The organism is Pseudomonas sp. NFACC51 (genome assembly GCF_900103575.1).
GTDB lineage: Bacteria > Pseudomonadota > Gammaproteobacteria > Pseudomonadales > Pseudomonadaceae > Aquipseudomonas > Aquipseudomonas fluorescens_Q.
Genome location: NZ_FMXH01000010.1, coordinates 124,641 through 142,511, shown reverse-complemented (window position 1 = coordinate 142,511; position 17,871 = coordinate 124,641). Strand labels below are relative to the sequence as shown.

At 59.8% G+C, this 17,871-nt stretch carries 13 protein-coding genes; 11 read left to right on the top strand and 2 right to left on the bottom strand.

Annotated features, from left to right (window positions below; all coding sequences use genetic code 11):
* Position 1 precedes the first annotated feature (1 nt).
* Positions 2-940, top strand: a complete 939-nt coding sequence (locus BLT00_RS20355) for an AraC family transcriptional regulator (RefSeq protein WP_092146184.1) — start codon at positions 2-4, stop codon at positions 938-940.
* A 30-nt stretch (positions 941-970) separates the two neighbouring features.
* Here the strand turns inward: BLT00_RS20355 and BLT00_RS20350 are convergent, their stop codons facing one another.
* On the bottom strand, positions 971-2,059 hold the full coding sequence (locus BLT00_RS20350) for a GlxA family transcriptional regulator (protein ID WP_092146182.1): 1,089 nt from the start codon (positions 2,057-2,059) through the stop codon (positions 971-973).
* Positions 2,060-2,157: 98 nt separating this feature from the next.
* Between BLT00_RS20350 and BLT00_RS20345 the strand changes: the two genes are divergently transcribed.
* The 10 genes from BLT00_RS20345 to recD all read left to right on the top strand — a co-directional run bounded on the left by BLT00_RS20345 (position 2,158) and on the right by recD (position 17,718).
* Entirely contained in the window at positions 2,158-3,027 is an 870-nt protein-coding gene (locus BLT00_RS20345; RefSeq protein ID WP_063323026.1) for a substrate-binding periplasmic protein, read from the top strand.
* Between the two features lie 75 nt (positions 3,028-3,102).
* Positions 3,103-3,891 (top strand): amino acid ABC transporter ATP-binding protein, encoded by a 789-nt coding sequence (locus BLT00_RS20340; RefSeq protein WP_092146180.1) that lies wholly within the window; start codon positions 3,103-3,105, stop codon positions 3,889-3,891.
* Entirely contained in the window at positions 3,891-4,547 is a 657-nt protein-coding gene (locus BLT00_RS20335) for an amino acid ABC transporter permease (RefSeq protein WP_092146178.1), read from the top strand. Before BLT00_RS20340 ends, BLT00_RS20335 begins: the two co-directional genes overlap by 1 nt.
* Complete coding sequence (locus tag BLT00_RS20330; protein WP_063323023.1) at positions 4,544-5,227, top strand: amino acid ABC transporter permease; 684 nt, start codon at positions 4,544-4,546, stop codon at positions 5,225-5,227. Before BLT00_RS20335 ends, BLT00_RS20330 begins: the two co-directional genes overlap by 4 nt.
* Before the next feature lie 70 nt (positions 5,228-5,297).
* Positions 5,298-6,659, top strand: a complete 1,362-nt coding sequence (locus tag BLT00_RS20325; RefSeq protein WP_256572782.1) for an amidase — start codon at positions 5,298-5,300, stop codon at positions 6,657-6,659.
* Positions 6,659-7,891: a D-amino acid dehydrogenase gene (locus BLT00_RS20320; protein ID WP_092146174.1), complete on the top strand. Its 1,233-nt coding sequence runs from the start codon at positions 6,659-6,661 to the stop codon at positions 7,889-7,891. Before BLT00_RS20325 ends, BLT00_RS20320 begins: the two co-directional genes overlap by 1 nt.
* 26 nt (positions 7,892-7,917) lie before the next feature.
* A complete protein-coding gene (locus tag BLT00_RS20315; protein WP_092146172.1) occupies positions 7,918-8,286 on the top strand; it encodes a RidA family protein in 369 nt (122 codons plus the stop codon).
* A gap of 200 nt (positions 8,287-8,486) precedes the next feature.
* Entirely contained in the window at positions 8,487-11,957 is a 3,471-nt protein-coding gene (recC, locus tag BLT00_RS20310; RefSeq protein ID WP_092146170.1) for an exodeoxyribonuclease V subunit gamma, read from the top strand.
* The gene (recB, locus tag BLT00_RS20305) at positions 11,954-15,628 is read left to right on the top strand and encodes an exodeoxyribonuclease V subunit beta (protein ID WP_092146168.1); all 3,675 of its coding nucleotides are present in this window, start codon (positions 11,954-11,956) and stop codon (positions 15,626-15,628) included. The genes recC and recB overlap by 4 nt, the downstream gene beginning before the upstream one ends.
* Positions 15,625-17,718 carry an exodeoxyribonuclease V subunit alpha gene (gene recD / locus BLT00_RS20300; protein WP_092146166.1) on the top strand — a complete coding sequence of 698 codons (2,094 nt, stop codon included), beginning with the start codon at positions 15,625-15,627 and terminating at the stop codon, positions 17,716-17,718. Before recB ends, recD begins: the two co-directional genes overlap by 4 nt.
* Here the strand turns inward: recD and BLT00_RS31930 are convergent.
* Positions 17,706-17,870 (bottom strand): hypothetical protein, encoded by a 165-nt coding sequence (locus tag BLT00_RS31930; RefSeq protein ID WP_175456232.1) that lies wholly within the window; start codon positions 17,868-17,870, stop codon positions 17,706-17,708. The genes recD and BLT00_RS31930 overlap by 13 nt on opposite strands.
* Position 17,871: the final 1 nt, after the last annotated feature.

Sequence of the window (17,871 nt, the reverse complement as noted above, 5' to 3'; positions counted from 1 at the left end):
GATGACCCAGGCTGATCCGCATACCGCACGCATGGTGGCATTGATGGAGCGGCTGGCGCCGGTGGAAGGCTACAACCTCAGCGCCCTGGAGGACGTACGTTTCCTGCGCTCGAACCGGCCATTGAGCCGCACGCCGGTCCTGTATGACCCCGGTATCGTGATCCTGTGCCAAGGGCGCAAGCGCGGCTACCTGGGGAATGACCTCTACGTCTACGATGCCCGGCATTATCTGGTGGTGTCCGTTCCCGTGCCGTTCACCATGGAAACCGACGCCAGCGAAGCGGAGCCCATGCTGGCGGTGTATATGCGCCTGGACCTGCAACTGGCAAGCGAGTTGATACTGCAGGTCGACGAAGCGCTCGGCCCGAGCGATGCCCCGCCCAAGGGCATGTACGCCTCGCCCATGGATGATGGGTTGTACGCCTCGACGCTGCGCTTTCTGGAAGCCATGAGCACGCCGGGTGACGCGGCCATTCTCGGACCGTCGTTGGTGCGGGAAATCTACTACCGCATCCTCACCGGCGAACAGGGCGGCTCGATGCGCGCGGCGCTGGGTCGCCAGGGCCACTTCGGCCAGATCACCCGCGCGATCCGCAAGATTCATAGCAGCTATCAGGAGCGCCTGGATGTCGAGGCGCTCGCCCGCGAAGCCAACATGAGCGTGCCCAGCTTCCACGTGCACTTTCGCAGCGTGACGGATGCCTCGCCCATGCAATACCTGAAGTCGACGCGCCTGCACCAGGCGCGACTGTTGATGCTGCGCAACGCCATGAACGCCTCGACGGCGGCGTTCAGCGTGGGCTACGAAAGCGCCTCGCAATTTGGCCGCGAGTTCAAGCGCCTGTTTGGGCGAACGCCCCAGGCTGAGGTGGAGTGGATGAAGGCGACCTATGCATTGCCGGCGCCTGCCACGCCGTCCATTTATGTGTCGTCGCATTAGCGCTGACGACACGGTTGAAGCCGTGCGGCGTTACTTCCCTTCTTGTTGCATCAAGGCTTTGCGTAACTTTCCCGGGGAGAGGCCAAACATGCTCTGGAAGTGCCGAATAAAATGCGGTGCATCCGCGAAGCCACATTCAAAGGCGATCTCGCCAATCTGGCGATCGGAACTCACCAGCAGCCATCTGCCAAACCTGAGTCGGACCTGGCGGTAGAACTGGGCTGGGCTGCTGTTGGTTTCAGCGACGAACAGGCGTTCCAACTGTCGTTTGCTGGTGCCGAGCAGATGCGCAATGGCCTCGATATCGAGGGGGTGGGCCATGTGTTTTTCCATCAACATCACGGCTTCATGTAGCCGACGATTGGATGAACTGGCGTATCCGAGAGCCTTGCGTCGGTCGACGAAACTGTTGGACGTGTTCTTTGCCACCGTCATCTGATGCACAACCTTGCCGGCACGATCCGGCCCGCAATGCATGCCGATCAGATGAAGCGCTAACTCGATAACTGAAACACCGCCAGCGCAGGTAATTCGGTCCCGGTCGATCAGAAAGTCTCTATTGATGACAAAGCGCAACGTGGGAAACCGGTGCTTCCAGTCGTCGCCATGATAGGCGTGGACACACGCCGTTCGCCCCTCCATCAGGCCATGTCGCGCGAGCACGAAGCTGCCGGTGCACAGGCCGATCAACGGCATTTGTGCGGCGGCGGCCTGGTGGAGGAACGCGGGATAGGTTTTCGGCACCGCCTCGATGAAATCGAGCAATCCGCCAATCACCACGATGTAGTCGAAACGTTCCGGGTCAGTGAGCTCGCTGTCGATCGGTACGTCCAATCCGCTACTGGAAATGACTCTTTGCCCGGGCGTGCCGAGTACTTTCCATTGGCAGCGTATGGGGCGGCTTTGATCACCCGTATCGGCGGCATGCCGCAGCGCATCGGTCAGCCCCGACAGTGACAGCAAGGGGAAGCGTGGCCACAACATGATGCCAATAGACAACTCGGCGGTGCCGCGGCGCATGGGTGGATGACGCGCCTGCCCATGATCGAGCCCGTCCACGAGGCTTTCCTGAGGGGGCGCATTCTCTGCGCCGCCAGAATGTCGCAAATGTTCAATCATTCGTGCAAAGCATCCAACTGGTTATACCGCCGCTCCCACTACGATGGGCCCATGCGAAACGTTCCGCTGCCACCCTGAAAACTATCGAGGAGCATCCGATGAAGACGTCCAAAGTTAAGCGTTTTTCCGGTATTTGTGCCGGGTTTCTGGTGTCCGTGTTGGCTGCGGCACCGGTGTTCGCATTGGAGACAGTAGAGCCGGGAAGCCTGACCATCGCCTTCAGTGGTGATATGCCAGGAACAGGGTATCAAGATAGTCGGATGGTCGGCTATGACGGTGAAATCCTTCAACAAATTTCTGAAAAACTGGGCCTTAAGGTCAAACCGGCATTAATGGAGTGGTCAGGGACGATCGCATCGGTGCAGTCCAAGCGAGTGGATGTCATGGCAGGCACCATGGGCTGGACCGAGCAACGCTCGAAAATCATGACCTTGAGCGATCCTATTCACTACTTCAAGAACGGTATTACCCAGACGGACAAGACCAACTGGAACAGCCTCAAGGATTTGCAAGGCAAGAAAGTCGGCACCATCACCGGCTTTTCGTTCATCCCTGAGATGCGCAAGATCGATGGCCTGCAAGTCGCCCTTTATGACACATCCGATGCGGCCGTTCGCGATCTGCTCGCCGGACGCATCGATGCGGTGATCGGCGATCCACCGGTCATGCAATACGCCATTTCCCGCAATGAGCAATGGCACCTGCATTTCAACGCCTTTGTCGACAACGATCCGAATTTCCCACTGCTGACTGGCCTGGGCCAGGTGGTGTTCGGCTTCAACAAGGCCAGCCCGGAACTGGTGACGGCGGTCAACGCACAGATTCAGACGCTCTGGAAAAACTGTGAGATGCGCAAGATCGGCGCTCGCTACGGCCTGACTCAGGATGTCTGGTTCATGCCCGAAGGCAAGGACCTGCGCCTGGGCGTCGATCGTCCAGCGGACTGGACACTACCCGGCTGCAAGTAAGTGTGAGGCGATGGGGCGGGTCCAGACACCGGCACGACTCATCGCCAGACCTACAACAATAAGAGGTGAGCCAACATGTCGAACCCATCCGGTGCGGCGTTGCTGCGTGTGCACGAACTCCACAAGAACTATGGCGCTCTGGAGGTGCTCAAGGGCATCAGCCTGGAGTTGAAACCCGGTGAAACCCTGTCACTGATTGGCCCAAGCGGATCTGGAAAGTCCACCTGCCTGCGCTGCATCAATTACCTGGAAAAACCCACCAGTGGCGAGATCTGGTTGGGAGACGAGTTGATCGGTCAGGTCAGGGATGGCCAGCGTTCGCGGCTGATGAGCGACCGGGAAATGGCGCCACAGCGCCGCGAGATCGCCATGGTGTTCCAGTTGTTCTATCTGTGGCCGCACTTGAACGTGCGCGACAACGTTGCGCTCGGCCCCATCAAGGCCCAGGGGATGCCGCGCAAGCAGGCGTATGAGTTGGCCGACGCGATGCTGGAAAAAGTCCATCTGCGGCACAAGGCCGAGTCTTATCCCGAGCAATTGTCGGGTGGTCAGCAACAGCGGGTCGCCATCGCCCGGGCTTTGGCCCAGCAACCAAAAGTGATTCTGTTCGACGAACCGACCTCGGCGTTGGATCCCGAGTTGGTGGGCGAAGTGTTGGCCGTGATTCGCGAGCTGGCGGAAGAGGGCCGCAGCATGATCATGGTCACCCATGAAGTGAGGTTTGCCCGCGATGTGGCGGATCGGGTGATCTTCATGGACGGCGGGCGCATTGTCGAACAGGGGCCATCGAGGCAAGTGATCGATAACCCTTGTCACGAACGTACCCGCAGTTTTCTTGGACGCATGGCTGTGGAGAGCGCTTGATGGCGAACCTGGAAGCTTTCCTCGGGCTGTTGCCCTGGCTCCTCAAAGGCGCAATGAGCGCATTGGAAATTGCCCTCTGCACCTTAGTGCTGGCGAGCGTGGGCGGTCTGGTGCTGGCGGTTTTACTGACGTTCAGCCGATCGCGACTGGTACACGGCGCCATCGCCTGTTTCATTGAATGGATGCGCAATGTGCCGGCGCTGGCGCACCTGTTTCTGATCTACTTTGGGCTGTCCTATCTGGGAATCAATCTGCCCGCGTGGCTGGCGGCCATCGTCGGTTTGAGCCTGGTAGGCAGCGCAGTGCTGGCCGATACTTTCCGAGCCGGCTTGCAGTCGCTGCACGTTGGCCAGCATGAAGCCGGGCAGGCTATCGGCCTGCACCGTATGCAGATTCTGCGCTACATCCTCTTGCCCCAGGCCCTGCGCGTTGCGTTGCCGGCGTATGCCAACTATGTCACGCAACTGATCAAGGACACGTCCATCGCCTCGGCCATCGCCGTGCCGGAAATCATGTTCCTTGCCCGCAATCTTGTGACCTCCACGTTCCAGACCTCGCTGATTTATCTGGCGGTGATGTGCATCTATGCGGCGATGATCCTGCCTATTGGCGTGGGGTTCATCCGACTTGAACGTCATCTGGGGGCGGCGCGATGATCAGTTTTTTCCAGCAATACCCGGAATACTGGAGCGACTGGAGTGCTCGCCTGCTACTCGGCGCACGGGTCAGCGCCGAGCTGTCCCTGACAGGCTTCGCCCTGGCGGCGATGTTGGGCGCGTTACTGGCCTGGGCGATGAAGAGCCACAGCGTCTGGCTCAAGCATGCGGCGGTGTTCTTCATTCAGGGGATGCGTGCGGTGCCGCTCCTGGCGTTGCTGCTGGCGCTGTATTTCACCCTGCCCAGCCTCGGGCTGACGTTGTCGGGTTATTGGGCCGGGGCCATCGGCCTGGGCTTGCAGGGCTCGGCCTACGTCGCGGAAATCCTGCGCGGCGGACTGGACTCCTTGCATCGCGGCCAACGTGAGGCGGCCATCGCCACCGGCCTGACGCCATTGCAAGCCTTCACCGCCGTGATCTTTCCACAAGCCATTCGCGGCATGTTGCCGCCGTTGCTCAATGCCTACGTGTCGATTCTGAAGGACAGCTCCCTGTGCGCCTTGATCGCCACCGATGAGTTGATGCTGGCGGCCCGCGCCATCGCGTCCGAATCCTTTTTGCCGATGCATATTTTCCTGCTGGTGGGGTTGTTCTATTTCGTCATCGCTTTCCCTCTTTCTCTGTTGTCGCGAGCGCTGGAAGCACGATTTTCTCGCGGGCGCAAAACCATTCGAGGTTGAACACATGAACATCATGGATCGAACCGCTTCTCAGAGTATTGGCCAGTTGCGGCAAGCGCTGGAGTCCGGAATGCTCACGAGCGAGTCCCTGGTTGGCGCGCAATTGGAGCGGATCGAGCGCTTCAACGGTCAACTCAATGCGTATGTCGAGGCCTATCCCCTGCGCGCCCTTGGTGCTGCCATCGCCGCCGATCGGCAGCGGGCTGCGGGTGTGAACCTGGGGCCGTTGCACGGCATTCCAATTGCGATCAAGGATTTGTTCGAAATCGACGGCAAGGCCATAACCGGTGGTTCGCTGGCACAGACGCCGCGCATCTCTCGGCTCACCGCCACGGCAGTCCAGCGGTTGGAGCGCGCCGGGGCGATCATCATGGGCAAGACCCACACCGTCGAATTCGCTTTCGGAGGGTGGGGCACAAATGCCGTGATGGGCACGCCGTGGAACCCATGGGACCGTGAAGTACATCGTGCGCCAGGGGGTTCCAGCAGTGGTTCAGCGGTGGCCGTGGCCGGCGGGTTGGCAAGCGCGGCATTGGGCACCGACACCGGCGGCTCGGTGCGGATTCCCGCAGGCATGTGTGGTCTGGTTGGCCTGAAAACCACGCGTGGGTTGGTCAGCCGTCACGGTTTGATTGAATTGTGCCCATCGCTGGATTCGGTGGGACCCATCACACACACCGTCGAAGACACCGCGTGGATGCTTGACGCGCTGCTGGGGCCGGACCCGCTGGACCCGGTCTCGGCCAAGTCGCCAGTGTTCAGCGCCGCAGCAGGTTTGAATCTTCCGGTGGCCGGTCTGCGTATCTGGGTGCTGCCTCAGACCGAACGCGTACACATCGCGCCTGGCGTATTGGCAGCCTACGACCAGGGGCTTGAGCAATTGGCCGCACTGGGCATGCATCTAGTCGAACAGCCGCTACCGACTTCACTGGAGCAGTGCATGCGCGTTGCCGGTGGTCTCATGAGCGCCGAAGGCTACGCCAGCCTTGGCAGTTTGTTCGAGCGCGACGATCTACGCTTCGATCCTCATGTGCAGCGTCGGGTGCTGAGCGGGCGCGCCATCGACGCGGCGGCTTACATCCATTTGCACAACCAGCGACGTGCTGCCCGTCAAGCCATGGACGAAGCCATGTCCCAGGTCGATGCCTGTGCGTTTCCAACCAACGCCATTGGCAGTGTGCCGTTGAATCAGGTCGATGAGTACGGTACGCCGCTGGCCTTGCTCGGCCGTTTCGCCAACCTGCTCAATCTCTGTTCAGTGGCGCTGCCGGTGGGCTTCGACGAGCAACGCATGCCGGTCTCGATGCAAATTGTCGGACGTGCCTTCGCCGAGCCGTTGGTGCTGCGGATCGCCCATGCCTATCAGCAAGTCAGTGATTGGCACCAACGGCGACCTGTGGGTTGGGACCTGTCGGACAGGGTGGTGGCGTAATGGAAATCTGTGTCGTCGGCGCTGGAATCGTTGGCTTGAGCAGTGCCTGGTTTCTACACAAGGCCGGTCATACCGTCACCGTTATCGATCGTGCGGGGGAGGCGGGCATGGGGGCCAGTGCCGCCAATGGGGCGCAATTGAGCTACAGCTATGTGCAACCGCTGGCTGATCCCTCCCTGTTGCCGGGCATTCCGAAAATGCTGTTGGCGCGCAACGGCCCGCTGAAGTTTTCGCCGCAATGGAGCTTGGAACAATGGCGCTGGTGTGTGGAGTTTCTCGCGGCCTGCCGTACGTCCGTTTCGCGCCAGACGACTGTCGAGTTGCTGGAACTGGCGCATGAAAGTCGGCTGGCGCTGGACGCCTTCATCAGTCAGGAAAAGGTGCAATGCGATTTCGCCCGGACCGGAAAACTGGTTCTGTACCCCGATGCTGAAAGCCTGCGCAAGGCCGGCGATCAGGTGAAATTCCAGGCCGCCCAAGGCGCCAGGCAACAAAAAATCGTCAGCCCCGCCGAAGCCTTGTCGATCGAGCCTGCACTTGAGGGCTATAAGAAGGCGTTTCACGGTGCGATCCATACCGACAGCGAATGCGCGGTCGATGGGCGCAAGCTTTGTCAGGAGCTTGCGAGGTTGTTGAGCACGCAGGGGGTGCGTTTTCTGTTCGACAGTGAGGTTGCCGCTTTCCGACGTGAACGCGGGCGCATCACCGCGTTGGAGATTCACCATGCCATCGAAGGCCCTGGTCTTTTAGGGACGCAAGCGGTCGTGCTGGCGGCTGGCGCTTACAGCGCGGGGTTGTTATCTGCGTTCGGTGTGCGCATGCCGGTCTACCCGCTCAAGGGATACAGCATTACGTTGCCGATCACTGATTCGATGAATGCACCGACGGTCAGCGTGACGGACATGCGGCGTAAAACAGTGTTCGCCCGGATCGGTGATCGCTTGCGCGTTGCTGGGATGGTCGAGCTGTGTGGGCTGGATGCGTCGATTCCCGTTAAGCGTATCGAGCAACTGAAAGCCTCGACGCAAGCATTGTTCGGTCTGGAATGGAACGCCGATGATTGCCAGCCCTGGACCGGTTGGCGTCCGGCGACCCCCACCGGACGGCCGATTCTGGCCACCAGTGGTTGTGACAACCTGTACGTCAATTGCGGCCAGGGTGCCCTGGGCATGACCTTGGCATTTGGCAGCGCCCAACGTCTGGTCCGATTGATCGGAGGCACGGCGCTTTAACTTCCTCAATTCATGGAATAAACCCGATGGCAACGATTCAACGTTTTCAGAGCAACGCGCGGATGTCCGGTGTGGTCAGTCACGGTGACCTGCTTTACCTCTCCGGCCAAGTGCCCACTGATCTACAGGTTGGCATCGAAGAGCAGACGCAGCAGGTGCTGGCCAAGATAGAAGCCTTGCTATCGCTGGCGGGCAGCGACAAGGGCCAGCTTGTGAGCGCACAGATCTGGCTCAAAGACATTGATCGTGATTTCGCGCTGATGAATTCGGTGTGGGACGCCTGGTTGCCAACTGATAGTGCTCCGGCACGGGCCACTGTTCAGGCACGTCTGGCGCGGCCTGAGGTGCTGGTGGAGATTATGGTTGTGGCTGGGAAACTTGCTTCGGGGGGGTGAAGGCGGGGCTGAGGTTTTCTTTTCAGGCACAAAAAGGTATTTGCGACTTCTAGTTACATTGAGGAGCCTATCCTCGGTTCCCATGGATGGTGGTGCAGACCTTCGTACAGGTGGTGATACATAGCCATATCGGATTAAAGTGATGGCCTTTTGCTGCTCTGTATCGCGGAGCTGAGCGTTCATGCCTGAGGGAAGCGTTTATGCAGGATGCGGACTCGTTGAAGCCCGGCTTCATGATTATTCACGGCAATCGCTTGGATGACTTGCGTGAGCTAGTTGTGAACTGGATGCAGCGCTACCCGTTGGCTCCTTTGGAAAACGAAGTCGTGCTGGTGCACAGCAACGGCATTGCTCAATGGTTGAAGCTGGCGCTGGCTGAAGATCCTGATAACGGTGGCTGCGGTATCGCCGCAGCGTTGGATGTGCAACTTCCTGCGCGTTTCCTTTGGCAGGCCTACAGGTCTGTATTGGGGGTGGAGACGACACCAGAGTCCTCCCCGCTGGACAAGGCGGCACTGAGTTGGCGACTCATGCGCTTGCTGCCGCAATTGCTAAGTAAAACCAATTTCAGCAGCTTGCGGCGATTTCTTCAGGAGGATGACGATCAGCGCAAACTCTACCAACTCTCCGAGCGGCTGGCGGACCTGTTTGACCAGTATCAGGTCTATCGGGCCGACTGGCTGGAGGACTGGGCGGCTGGGCGTGATCAGCTAAAGCACATCAAAGGCGGTGTGAAGCCGCTGGAGCCCGACAATCTGTGGCAAGCGGAGCTGTGGCGTGAAGTATTGGCGGATGTTGGCGAGGGTGCTCTTGAGCAGAGCCGTGCCGGTGTTCACAAGCGTTTTGTCGCACGCCTGCGTGAACCAGGGCCGCCCCCGAATGGGTTACCTCGGCGTGTGGTGGTGTTTGGCATTTCATCTATGCCGGCACAGGTTCTGGAAGCCCTGGCGATACTCTCGCGCTACAGCCAGGTGTTGCTGTGTGTGCACAACCCTTGTCGCCATCACTGGGGCGATATCGTCGCTGACAAAGACTTGTTGGGCCATGCCTATCGCCGTCAGCCAAACAGAAGTGCCTCTATGGCGACGAGCCAACATGGCCAGCCTTTACTCGCCGCGTGGGGTAAGCAAGGTCGCGACTACATCAATGTGCTCGACCACTATGACGAGCCGGCGAGTTATCGATACCTGTTCGAGGGCCTGAACGGCGGACGTATCGATCTGTTCAATGCAGAGCAGCCTTCAAGCCTGCTGAGCCAATTGCAAAGCGACATTCTTGAATTGCGTCCTCTGGCGGAAACCCGCGAAGTATGGGGCCCCGTCGACGTGGCCCTGGATCGCTCGGTGCGCTTCCACGTGGTCCACAGCGCGCAGCGTGAAGTGGAAGTGCTGCATGATCAGTTGCTCGCCCGCTTCAGTGCCAATCCGGCGCTTAGCCCTCGGGATGTGATCGTGATGGTGCCGGACATCAACGCCTACGCACCGCATATCGAGGCGGTGTTCGGCCAGGTACCGCGTCATGATCCTCGTTATCTGCCGTTTACCCTGGCCGACCAGGGGCGGCGTGGGCGCCAGCCATTGCTGATCGCCCTCGAACACTTGCTCAAACTGCCCCATAGCCGTTTTGCCGTCAGCGATATTCTCGACCTGCTAGATGTGCCGGCATTGCGGGCGCGTTTCGGTATCAAGGAAGCGGATGTGCCGATCCTGCAGCGCTGGATCGACGGTGCCGGTGTGCGCTGGGGCCTCGATGCGCAGCAGCGCGAAAGCCTGGACATGCCTGCGGGCCTGGAGCAAAACACTTGGCGCTTTGGTATGCGCCGCATGCTGTTGGGCTACGCGGCCGCCCAAGGGCCTGAACTGAATGGAATCGAGCCCTATGACGAGGTTTCCGGCCTGGAAGCCGCACTGGCGGGGCCTCTGTTGACCTTGCTCGATCACCTGGAAATTGCCCGGGACGACCTGCAGCAGCCGGCCACGCCAATACTCTGGGTCGAGCGCCTGCAATCGCTGTTGAAGGTGTTTTTCCGCCCGGTGGGGGATGCCGAAGAGTTGCTGGTCAACCAATTGCTCAAGCTGCTCGATGACTGGCTGCGCACTTGCGAGTCCGCGCAGTTTGCCGAGCCCTTGCCGTTAAGCGTGATGCATGAAGCCTGGCTTTCCGGCATAGAGGAGGGCGGCTTGTCGCAGCGGTTTCTCGCCGGTGCAGTGAACTTCTGCACGTTGATGCCGATGCGCGCGATCCCTTTCAAAGTGGTGTGCCTGCTGGGCATGAACGATGGCGATTATCCGCGCCAACAGTCGCCAGTCGATTTCGACCTGATGCGCAACGATTACCGCCCAGGAGATCGCTCGCGTCGCGAGGATGATCGCTATCTGTTGCTGGAGGCGTTGTTGTCTGCCCGAGAGCAGTTGTACGTGAGTTGGGTCGGCCGCAATATCCGCGACAACAGTGAGCGCGTGCCCTCGGTGCTAATCGGGCAACTGCGTGATCATCTGGCCAGCGGCTGGCGGTCGGCAACGCCCGAGGCGTTGCTGCACGCCTTGACTCAGGAACATCCGCTACAGCCTTTCAGTGCGGCTTACTTTGCCGACCAGCCAGGGCCTGATGGGCTATTCACTTACTCCCATGAGTGGCGTGAGGTGCATGATTCCCAGGCCGAGAACCTATCGGTCGACCTGCTGCCCGGGCTCGCGCAAGACACGCCATTGACCCTGCGCCAACTGGCCGGGTTTGTGCGTGATCCGGTCGGGGCGTTCTTTCAGCAGCGGCTCAAGGTCAATTTCGACAATGACGAATTGACCAGCCGCGACGATGAAAACTTTCAGCTCGACGGCCTTGAGAACTGGCAACACCAGGATCGACTCAGCCAGGCGCTCAAGCGTTGGGTAGAAGAGGACTACCGACCTGAGGACGCGATGGCCGAGCTTGATCTGCATGTGCAGCGTTTACAGCGTGAAGGCAAGTTGCCGCTGAGCGGCTTCGGCACGTTGAGCGCATCGGCATTGGCCGAGCCACTGCCGGACATGCTGGAGCGTTATCACGCGCAGTTGCAGGCGTGGCCGGAAATCGAGGAGGGCCAGACCGCCGCAACGATCGCGGCGCACGAACCGACCCCAGGATTGAGTGACTGGCTGGGTGGCATTCGCCGCAATGCCCAAGGTGAGCGAGCCTACTTGCAGCTGGACAGCAAGAAGCTATGCAACGACGACAGTTGGCGCTGGCACAACCTGGTTCGTCCCTGGGTGCGCCATCTGGCATTGCAACTGAGTGAACCGGGCTGCACCACGATTCTGGTCAGCTTGAACGGGGATGTAGTGTTCCGGCCAATGCCAATGCAACAGGCACAAGAACAGTTGCAGTCGCTGCTCGACGCCTGGGTGGCGGGCATGCGTGAACCGCTGCCAGTCGCCTGCAAAAGCGCATTCGCCTGGCTCGAGGAAGTGGGGGAAGGCGGGGAAGACAACGACGCGACTTCCGAGAAAGCCCGCGAGACATTCGACGGGGGCTACATGCGCACTGGAGAGGTGGACAGCTCTTTCGCCTTGCGCCGTGCCTACGCTGACTTCGATCAGCTGTGCGCCTCCGGTCATTTCGCCTCGTGGGCCACGCGCCTGTATGGCGGACTGTTCAATCATCTTTCGTCGAGCCGCGCAGGGAGCGACCAATGAAACCGTTGAATCTCAACCCCCTCGACTTTCCCTTGCATGGCAGCCGATTGATCGAGGCGAGTGCCGGTACTGGCAAAACCTTCACCATCGCCTTGTTGTACGTGCGTCTTGTGCTTGGTCATGGAGGTGAAGCCGCCTTCAAGGACCTGCTGACACCACCGCAGATTCTGGTCGTAACCTTCACTGATGCCGCGACTCAAGAACTGCGCGACCGTATTCGTGCGCGTTTGACCGAAGCGGCACAGTGCTTTCTGGAACCTGAGCGCGAACACGACAAGCTGCTGCAGCAACTGCGTGCCGAGTACCCGCCGCAGGAATGGCCTGATTGCGCGCGTCGGCTGCAACTGGCGGGTGAGTGGATGGATGAAGCGGCTGTCTCGACCATCCATGGTTGGTGCTATCGGATGTTGCGTGAGCATGCCTTCGACAGTGGTAGCCTGTTCACTCAGACACTGGAGACCGATCAGAGCGAATTGCTGGCCGAGGTGGTCAGGGATTATTGGCGTCGGCATTTCTATGAGTTACCGGTGGAGCAGGCCCGAGCCATCAGTGATTGTTTCAAAAGCCCACAGGATCTGGGGGATGCACTCGGTTCGTTGCTGACGCGACGGGATGCGACCTATCAATACAACACCCAGCCCCTTGAAACCCCTGGCTCGTTGCAGGCGTTACTTCAAGAACCGGGTGAATGGTACGGAACAGTCGGCGAACTGGAGCGTAACGCTCGCAAGCTTTGGCTTGAGCATCAGAACGAACTTGAGGAGGTGTTGCGCAGCATTCGTCCTCACATGAGTGGCAATACCTACAGAAAAATCAAACAAGATGACGTCTTCAACGGTCTCCTGAACAAACTGGCGCAGTGGTCCAGGGGGCAACCGGCACCGCATAACGTGCACGCCTTCGGTCAGACAGGCATAACACTGAATGGAAAGGCCGTGGCACCTGAACATCAGGCGTTCAAGGCGATTGATCTGTGGATCGAACAGCGCGATGCCAAAGTTGATATCCGCGCTCAACTGCTGCTGCACGCCTTGCATGAAGTGCGCGAGCGTTTTGATGAAGAAAAGCGCCGTCGCGCCGAAATCGGCTTCGACGACTTGCTCAATCGACTTGACCAGGCCTTGCAAGGCCCGTCGGGCCCACGTCTGGCTGAGACCATTCGCAAGCAGTACCCGGTCGCCTTGATCGATGAATTCCAGGACACCGATCCGGTTCAATACCGGATCTTCGAAACCATTTACCGCATTCCCGACAACCTGAATGACTGCGGCCTGTTCATGATCGGTGACCCGAAACAGGCGATCTATTCCTTCCGTGGTGCGGACATCTACACCTACCTCCAGGCGCGCGAGGCAACGGCTGGTCGTCATTACACACTGGGGACCAACTATCGTTCCACCAAGGCGATGGTCGACGCGGCCAACCACTGCTTCCGATACGCCGAAGCCCAGCCTCGGGGCGCGTTTCGGTTCGCCACAGAAGATCAGGGCAACCCGGTGCCGTTCAACACCGTCCAGGCCAATGGGCGTGACGATGTGTTGCAGATCAAGGGGGCGGATCAACCTGCCTTGACGTTCTGGCAACTGAAAACCGAGGGTGTGGTCAATAACGCCACCTATTTGCGTAACGCAGCTGAAGCTTCGGCATCGGCGATTCAGGCTTGGCTTGATCCCGCTGCAACCGAGCGTTCCGGTTTGCTGAAAGGCAATGGTGAATTCGTCGCCTTGCGGCCCGCCGATATCGCCATTCTGGTGCGCAATCGCAAGGAGGCTGAAGCCATACGCAAAGCCCTGGCGCATCGGCAACTGGCCAGCGTTTATCTCTCCGACAGGGACTCGGTCTTCGAAAGCGAAGAGGCCAAAGACCTTCTGTATATCCTGCGGGCGTGCGCTCAACCCACCAGCGATCGGCTGGTGCGTGCTGCAATGGCGACCCGCAGCGTCGGGTTGTCATGGCAGAACCTGGAGCAATTGAACCAGGATGAATTGTTCTGGGAGCAACAGGTCCTGCTGTTCAGGGATTTTCGTGTGTTGTGGCAGCAACAAGGCGTGCTGCCGATGCTGCGCAAGCTGCTTGCCACGTTCAATGTACCGGCCCGTTTGCTTCTGGAAGAACAGGGCGAGCGCCGCTTGACCAACCTGTTGCATCTGGCCGAATGGTTGCAACGCAGCGCCGCCGAACTCGATGGCGAACATGCGTTGATCCGCCACCTCGCCGAGCAGGTCGGCGGCCAGAGCGAAGAAGAAATTCTGCGGCTGGAAAGCGATTCAGACCTGATCAAGGTCATCACCGTGCACAAGTCCAAGGGCCTGGAATACCCATTGGTGTTGCTGCCATTTGCCTGTAGCGCCAGGGCGATCGATGGCCGAAGCACAACACCGCCTATGTTCCACGACGACAAGGGTCTGGTGATCGAGCTGATCAAGGGGGATCTGGCCAAACCGGCACAGGCGCTTGCCAACGATGAGCGCATGGGCGAAGAGATGCGCCTGCTCTACGTTGCCCTGACGCGAGCCCGTTACGCCACCTGGATATGTGTGGCGCCTCAGGGGGCCAAGGCTGGAGGAAAATCGACAGATTTGCATAAGGCAGGCCTGGGTTACATGCTGGGGGGCGAGAAGCCGATAGCCGCGGAGAGTCTGCTCGGCGTGGTCGAGGCACTGGCCAGCGGCTGCCCGGACATTACGGTGTGCGCAGCGCCAGTACCATCGGATAATGTCAATACGGCGCCCGCTCCACCGTCGGTGGGGCCAGCCTTGCGCCCCTTGCACAAGCTCGCGGCGAACTGGTGGATTGCCAGTTACTCGGCCTTGGCCATTGCCGACGGCAATGTCCTGCTGGGGGCGGAACCGGGCTTCAGCCTTGAGCCGGCAACTGCGCTGGAAGCCAATTTGCAGGAGGAAGGCGAAGTTGAAGCCTTGCCCGCAGGAGTCGGGATTCATGGTTTTCCTCGGGGCGCGGGCCCAGGCACCTTTTTGCACGGCTTGTTCGAGTGGGCCGGCCGAGAAGGCTTCGCCAAGGCCGCCGGCGATCCGCAAACCCTGCACAACACGGTGGCCCGTCGCTGCAATCTGCGCGATTGGGAAAACTGGATCGAGCCACTTTCCGCCTGGTTGGGCAGCTATCTGGATGCGCCCCTGCGATTCAATGGTACCCAGTGCAAACTCTCGAACCTGAGCACCTATCAGGTGGAGATGGAGTTCTGGTTTTCCAGCCGGTCGGTGAACGTTCAGCGCCTCGATGCACTGGTGCGCCAATACACGTTGGGTGGTGCACCGCGTCCGGTACTGGCCGCCAACGAGTTGAACGGCATGTTCAAAGGCTTCATCGACCTGACGTTTGAACATCAGGGTCGCTACTACGTGGCGGACTACAAATCCAACTGGCTGGGCAGCAACGACCAGGCCTACGACGCCGAGGCGATGGCCGAAACCATGCTGGACAAGCGTTACGACCTGCAGCTGTGTCTGTACCTGCTGGCCTTGCATCGCCAGCTCAAGCTGCGCCTTGCCGGGTATGACTACGAACAGCACATGGGCGGGGCGGTGTACCTGTTCGTCCGTGGACACCAGGCGCCCACCCATGGTGTGCATTTCGAGCGACCGCCACGGCAGTTGATTGAACAACTGGACCAACTCTTCATGGGCCAGCACCCGGAGGCCAGCGCATGAGCCAGACCCTTAAGCAACTGAGCAACAGCCAGCGCAACGTTGATCACCCGCTGTTGTTCGTTGGCGATGCCGACAGCAGCGAGCTGCTGCATCTACTCGACAATTGGGTGAACCGAGGCTGGTTGCGAGCACTGGATCGCTCATTCGCCACCTTCATACTTGAACAGGATCCCCAGGCCCAGGCCAGTGTGTTGCTGGCCGCCGCGATGACCAGTCATCAACTGGGTCGAGGGCATTCCTGCCTGGATTTGGTTGCTACCCTGCAAGCGCCTGACTTTGTGTTGTCGTTACCTCCCGAAGGGGAGGAGGGCGGCCAATTACCATCGCAATGGTTGCTGGGCCTGGATGTCGCGCAATGGCGCCGGGCGTTGTGCTTGAGCTCGATGGTGGAGGATCGGGACGAGCCGCAGCGATTCCCGGAGCGGCCGCTGGTGTTGACCGGACAGCGTCTGTACCTGCGTCGTTACTGGAACCATGAGCGCAGCATTGCTCAGGCGCTGAGCGCCCGTTTGAGCGTGGTCGCGGTAACACCGGAGAAACTTTCCAGTCGGCTCGATGCCTTGTTCCCTGACACCTTCGAAGTTAACGGTGAAGTGCGTAGCGACTGGCAAAAAATTGCCTGTGCGCTGGCGGCACGAGGTAACTTCAGTGTCATCACTGGTGGCCCCGGCACCGGCAAGACCACCTCGGTCGTGCGCTTACTGGGGCTGTTGCAAACACCGGCCGTGGAGGAAGGCAAGCCGCTGCGAATTCGTCTCGCCGCCCCCACCGGCAAGGCAGCAGCACGCTTGTCCGAGTCCATTGGCAAGGCCGTCCGTGAGTTGCCGGTCAGCGCCCCGGTGCAGGAGGCGATCCCGACGGATGTTTCCACATTGCACCGTCTGTTGGGCAGTCGACCGGATTCGCGCAACTTCATTCACCACCGGGACAAGCCACTGGAGCTGGATGTATTGGTGGTCGATGAAGCGTCGATGATTGACCTGGAAATGATGGCTTGCTTGCTCGATGCCTTGCCTCGGCAGGCGCGCTTGATTCTGTTGGGTGACAAGGATCAGCTGGCATCGGTGGATGCAGGCTCCGTGTTGGGCGACCTTTGTCGCAACGCTGAAGCCGGCGTCTATAGCGAGCAAACAGTGGCCTGGCTGGAGGCCCACAGTGGTGAGTCGGTCAGTGCTCCGGGGTTGCAAACGGCAGTCGGTGCTGGCGATCCGCTGGCCCAGCAAACCGTCATGCTGCGCTACTCCCGACGCTTCGACGCTCAGCAGGGCATTGGGCGTCTGGCCAAACTGGTCAATGAGAAAAATGCCGCCGAAGCACGAAGCCTGCTTGATCAGCAATTGCCTCAGCTGTTCAACCTCAAGTTGCGAGGCGAGCATGATGCCGCACTCACCGAGTTGATTATCAACGGCAAAGGCGATGCTCCTGGTTATCGCCATTACCTTGAGCAGCTACGAGACCAGCGTCCTGCGAAAGACACTCCCTGGGACAGTGCCCTCTGGGCCGGTTGGGCTGGCAAAGTATTGGGCGCGTTTGATGAGTTCCGTCTGCTCTGTGCGCTGCGTCGCGGGCCTTGGGGTGTCGAGGGACTGAATCAACGAGTGGCCGCCGAACTGCGCCGCTGTGAGTGGTTGTCGGGGGACCAGGGTTGGTACGAAGGGCGACCGGTACTGGTCACCCGCAATGATTACAGCCTGAACTTGATGAATGGTGACATCGGCATTGCTTTCTGGGTACCGGGTCCCTCTGCAGAGCGGGGTCTTCGTGTGGCCTTCCCGCGAAACGATGGCAGCGGCGGTGTTCGTTTCGTGATGCCGAGCCGGCTGGTGGAGGTCGAGACGGTCTTCGCCATGACGGTGCACAAGTCCCAGGGCTCGGAGTTCAACCATACGGCCCTGGTATTGCCCGATGCGCTGAACCCTGTGCTGACCAAGGAGCTGTTGTACACCGCCATCACGCGTGCCAAGCAATGGTTCAGCTTGGTCGAAGCCAGTCCGGGCGTATTTGAAGGGGCAGTGAGTCGCAACGTGCAGCGAACCAGTGGACTGGCGCTGCAACTGCAAGATGAACTGGCAACGCTTCAACGCACTTGAGTGGGGGCGTTCAAGCATTTGTAGCCTGGGTACTGCGCTTCAGCGGTGACCTTTGCCATGGCAGAGGTCACCGCCTGAACGGTGATGGTGAAGTTGGCTTGAGGGCCGGCGGTAGCGACCACGCGCTGCATGAAGGCTCGGTAGGTTTTCATA

Coding starts and splice junctions, on each gene's coding strand:
- BLT00_RS20355 (WP_092146184.1), top strand. CDS start 2: ATGACCCAGGCTGATCCGCATACCGCACGCATGGTGGCATTGATGGAG.
- BLT00_RS20350 (WP_092146182.1), bottom strand. CDS start 2,059: ATGATTGAACATTTGCGACATTCTGGCGGCGCAGAGAATGCGCCCCCT.
- BLT00_RS20345 (WP_063323026.1), top strand. CDS start 2,158: ATGAAGACGTCCAAAGTTAAGCGTTTTTCCGGTATTTGTGCCGGGTTT.
- BLT00_RS20340 (WP_092146180.1), top strand. CDS start 3,103: ATGTCGAACCCATCCGGTGCGGCGTTGCTGCGTGTGCACGAACTCCAC.
- BLT00_RS20335 (WP_092146178.1), top strand. CDS start 3,891: ATGGCGAACCTGGAAGCTTTCCTCGGGCTGTTGCCCTGGCTCCTCAAA.
- BLT00_RS20330 (WP_063323023.1), top strand. CDS start 4,544: ATGATCAGTTTTTTCCAGCAATACCCGGAATACTGGAGCGACTGGAGT.
- BLT00_RS20325 (WP_256572782.1), top strand. CDS start 5,298: ATGCTCACGAGCGAGTCCCTGGTTGGCGCGCAATTGGAGCGGATCGAG.
- BLT00_RS20320 (WP_092146174.1), top strand. CDS start 6,659: ATGGAAATCTGTGTCGTCGGCGCTGGAATCGTTGGCTTGAGCAGTGCC.
- BLT00_RS20315 (WP_092146172.1), top strand. CDS start 7,918: ATGGCAACGATTCAACGTTTTCAGAGCAACGCGCGGATGTCCGGTGTG.
- recC (WP_092146170.1), top strand. CDS start 8,487: ATGCAGGATGCGGACTCGTTGAAGCCCGGCTTCATGATTATTCACGGC.
- recB (WP_092146168.1), top strand. CDS start 11,954: ATGAAACCGTTGAATCTCAACCCCCTCGACTTTCCCTTGCATGGCAGC.
- recD (WP_092146166.1), top strand. CDS start 15,625: ATGAGCCAGACCCTTAAGCAACTGAGCAACAGCCAGCGCAACGTTGAT.
- BLT00_RS31930 (WP_175456232.1), bottom strand. CDS start 17,870: ATGAAAACCTACCGAGCCTTCATGCAGCGCGTGGTCGCTACCGCCGGC.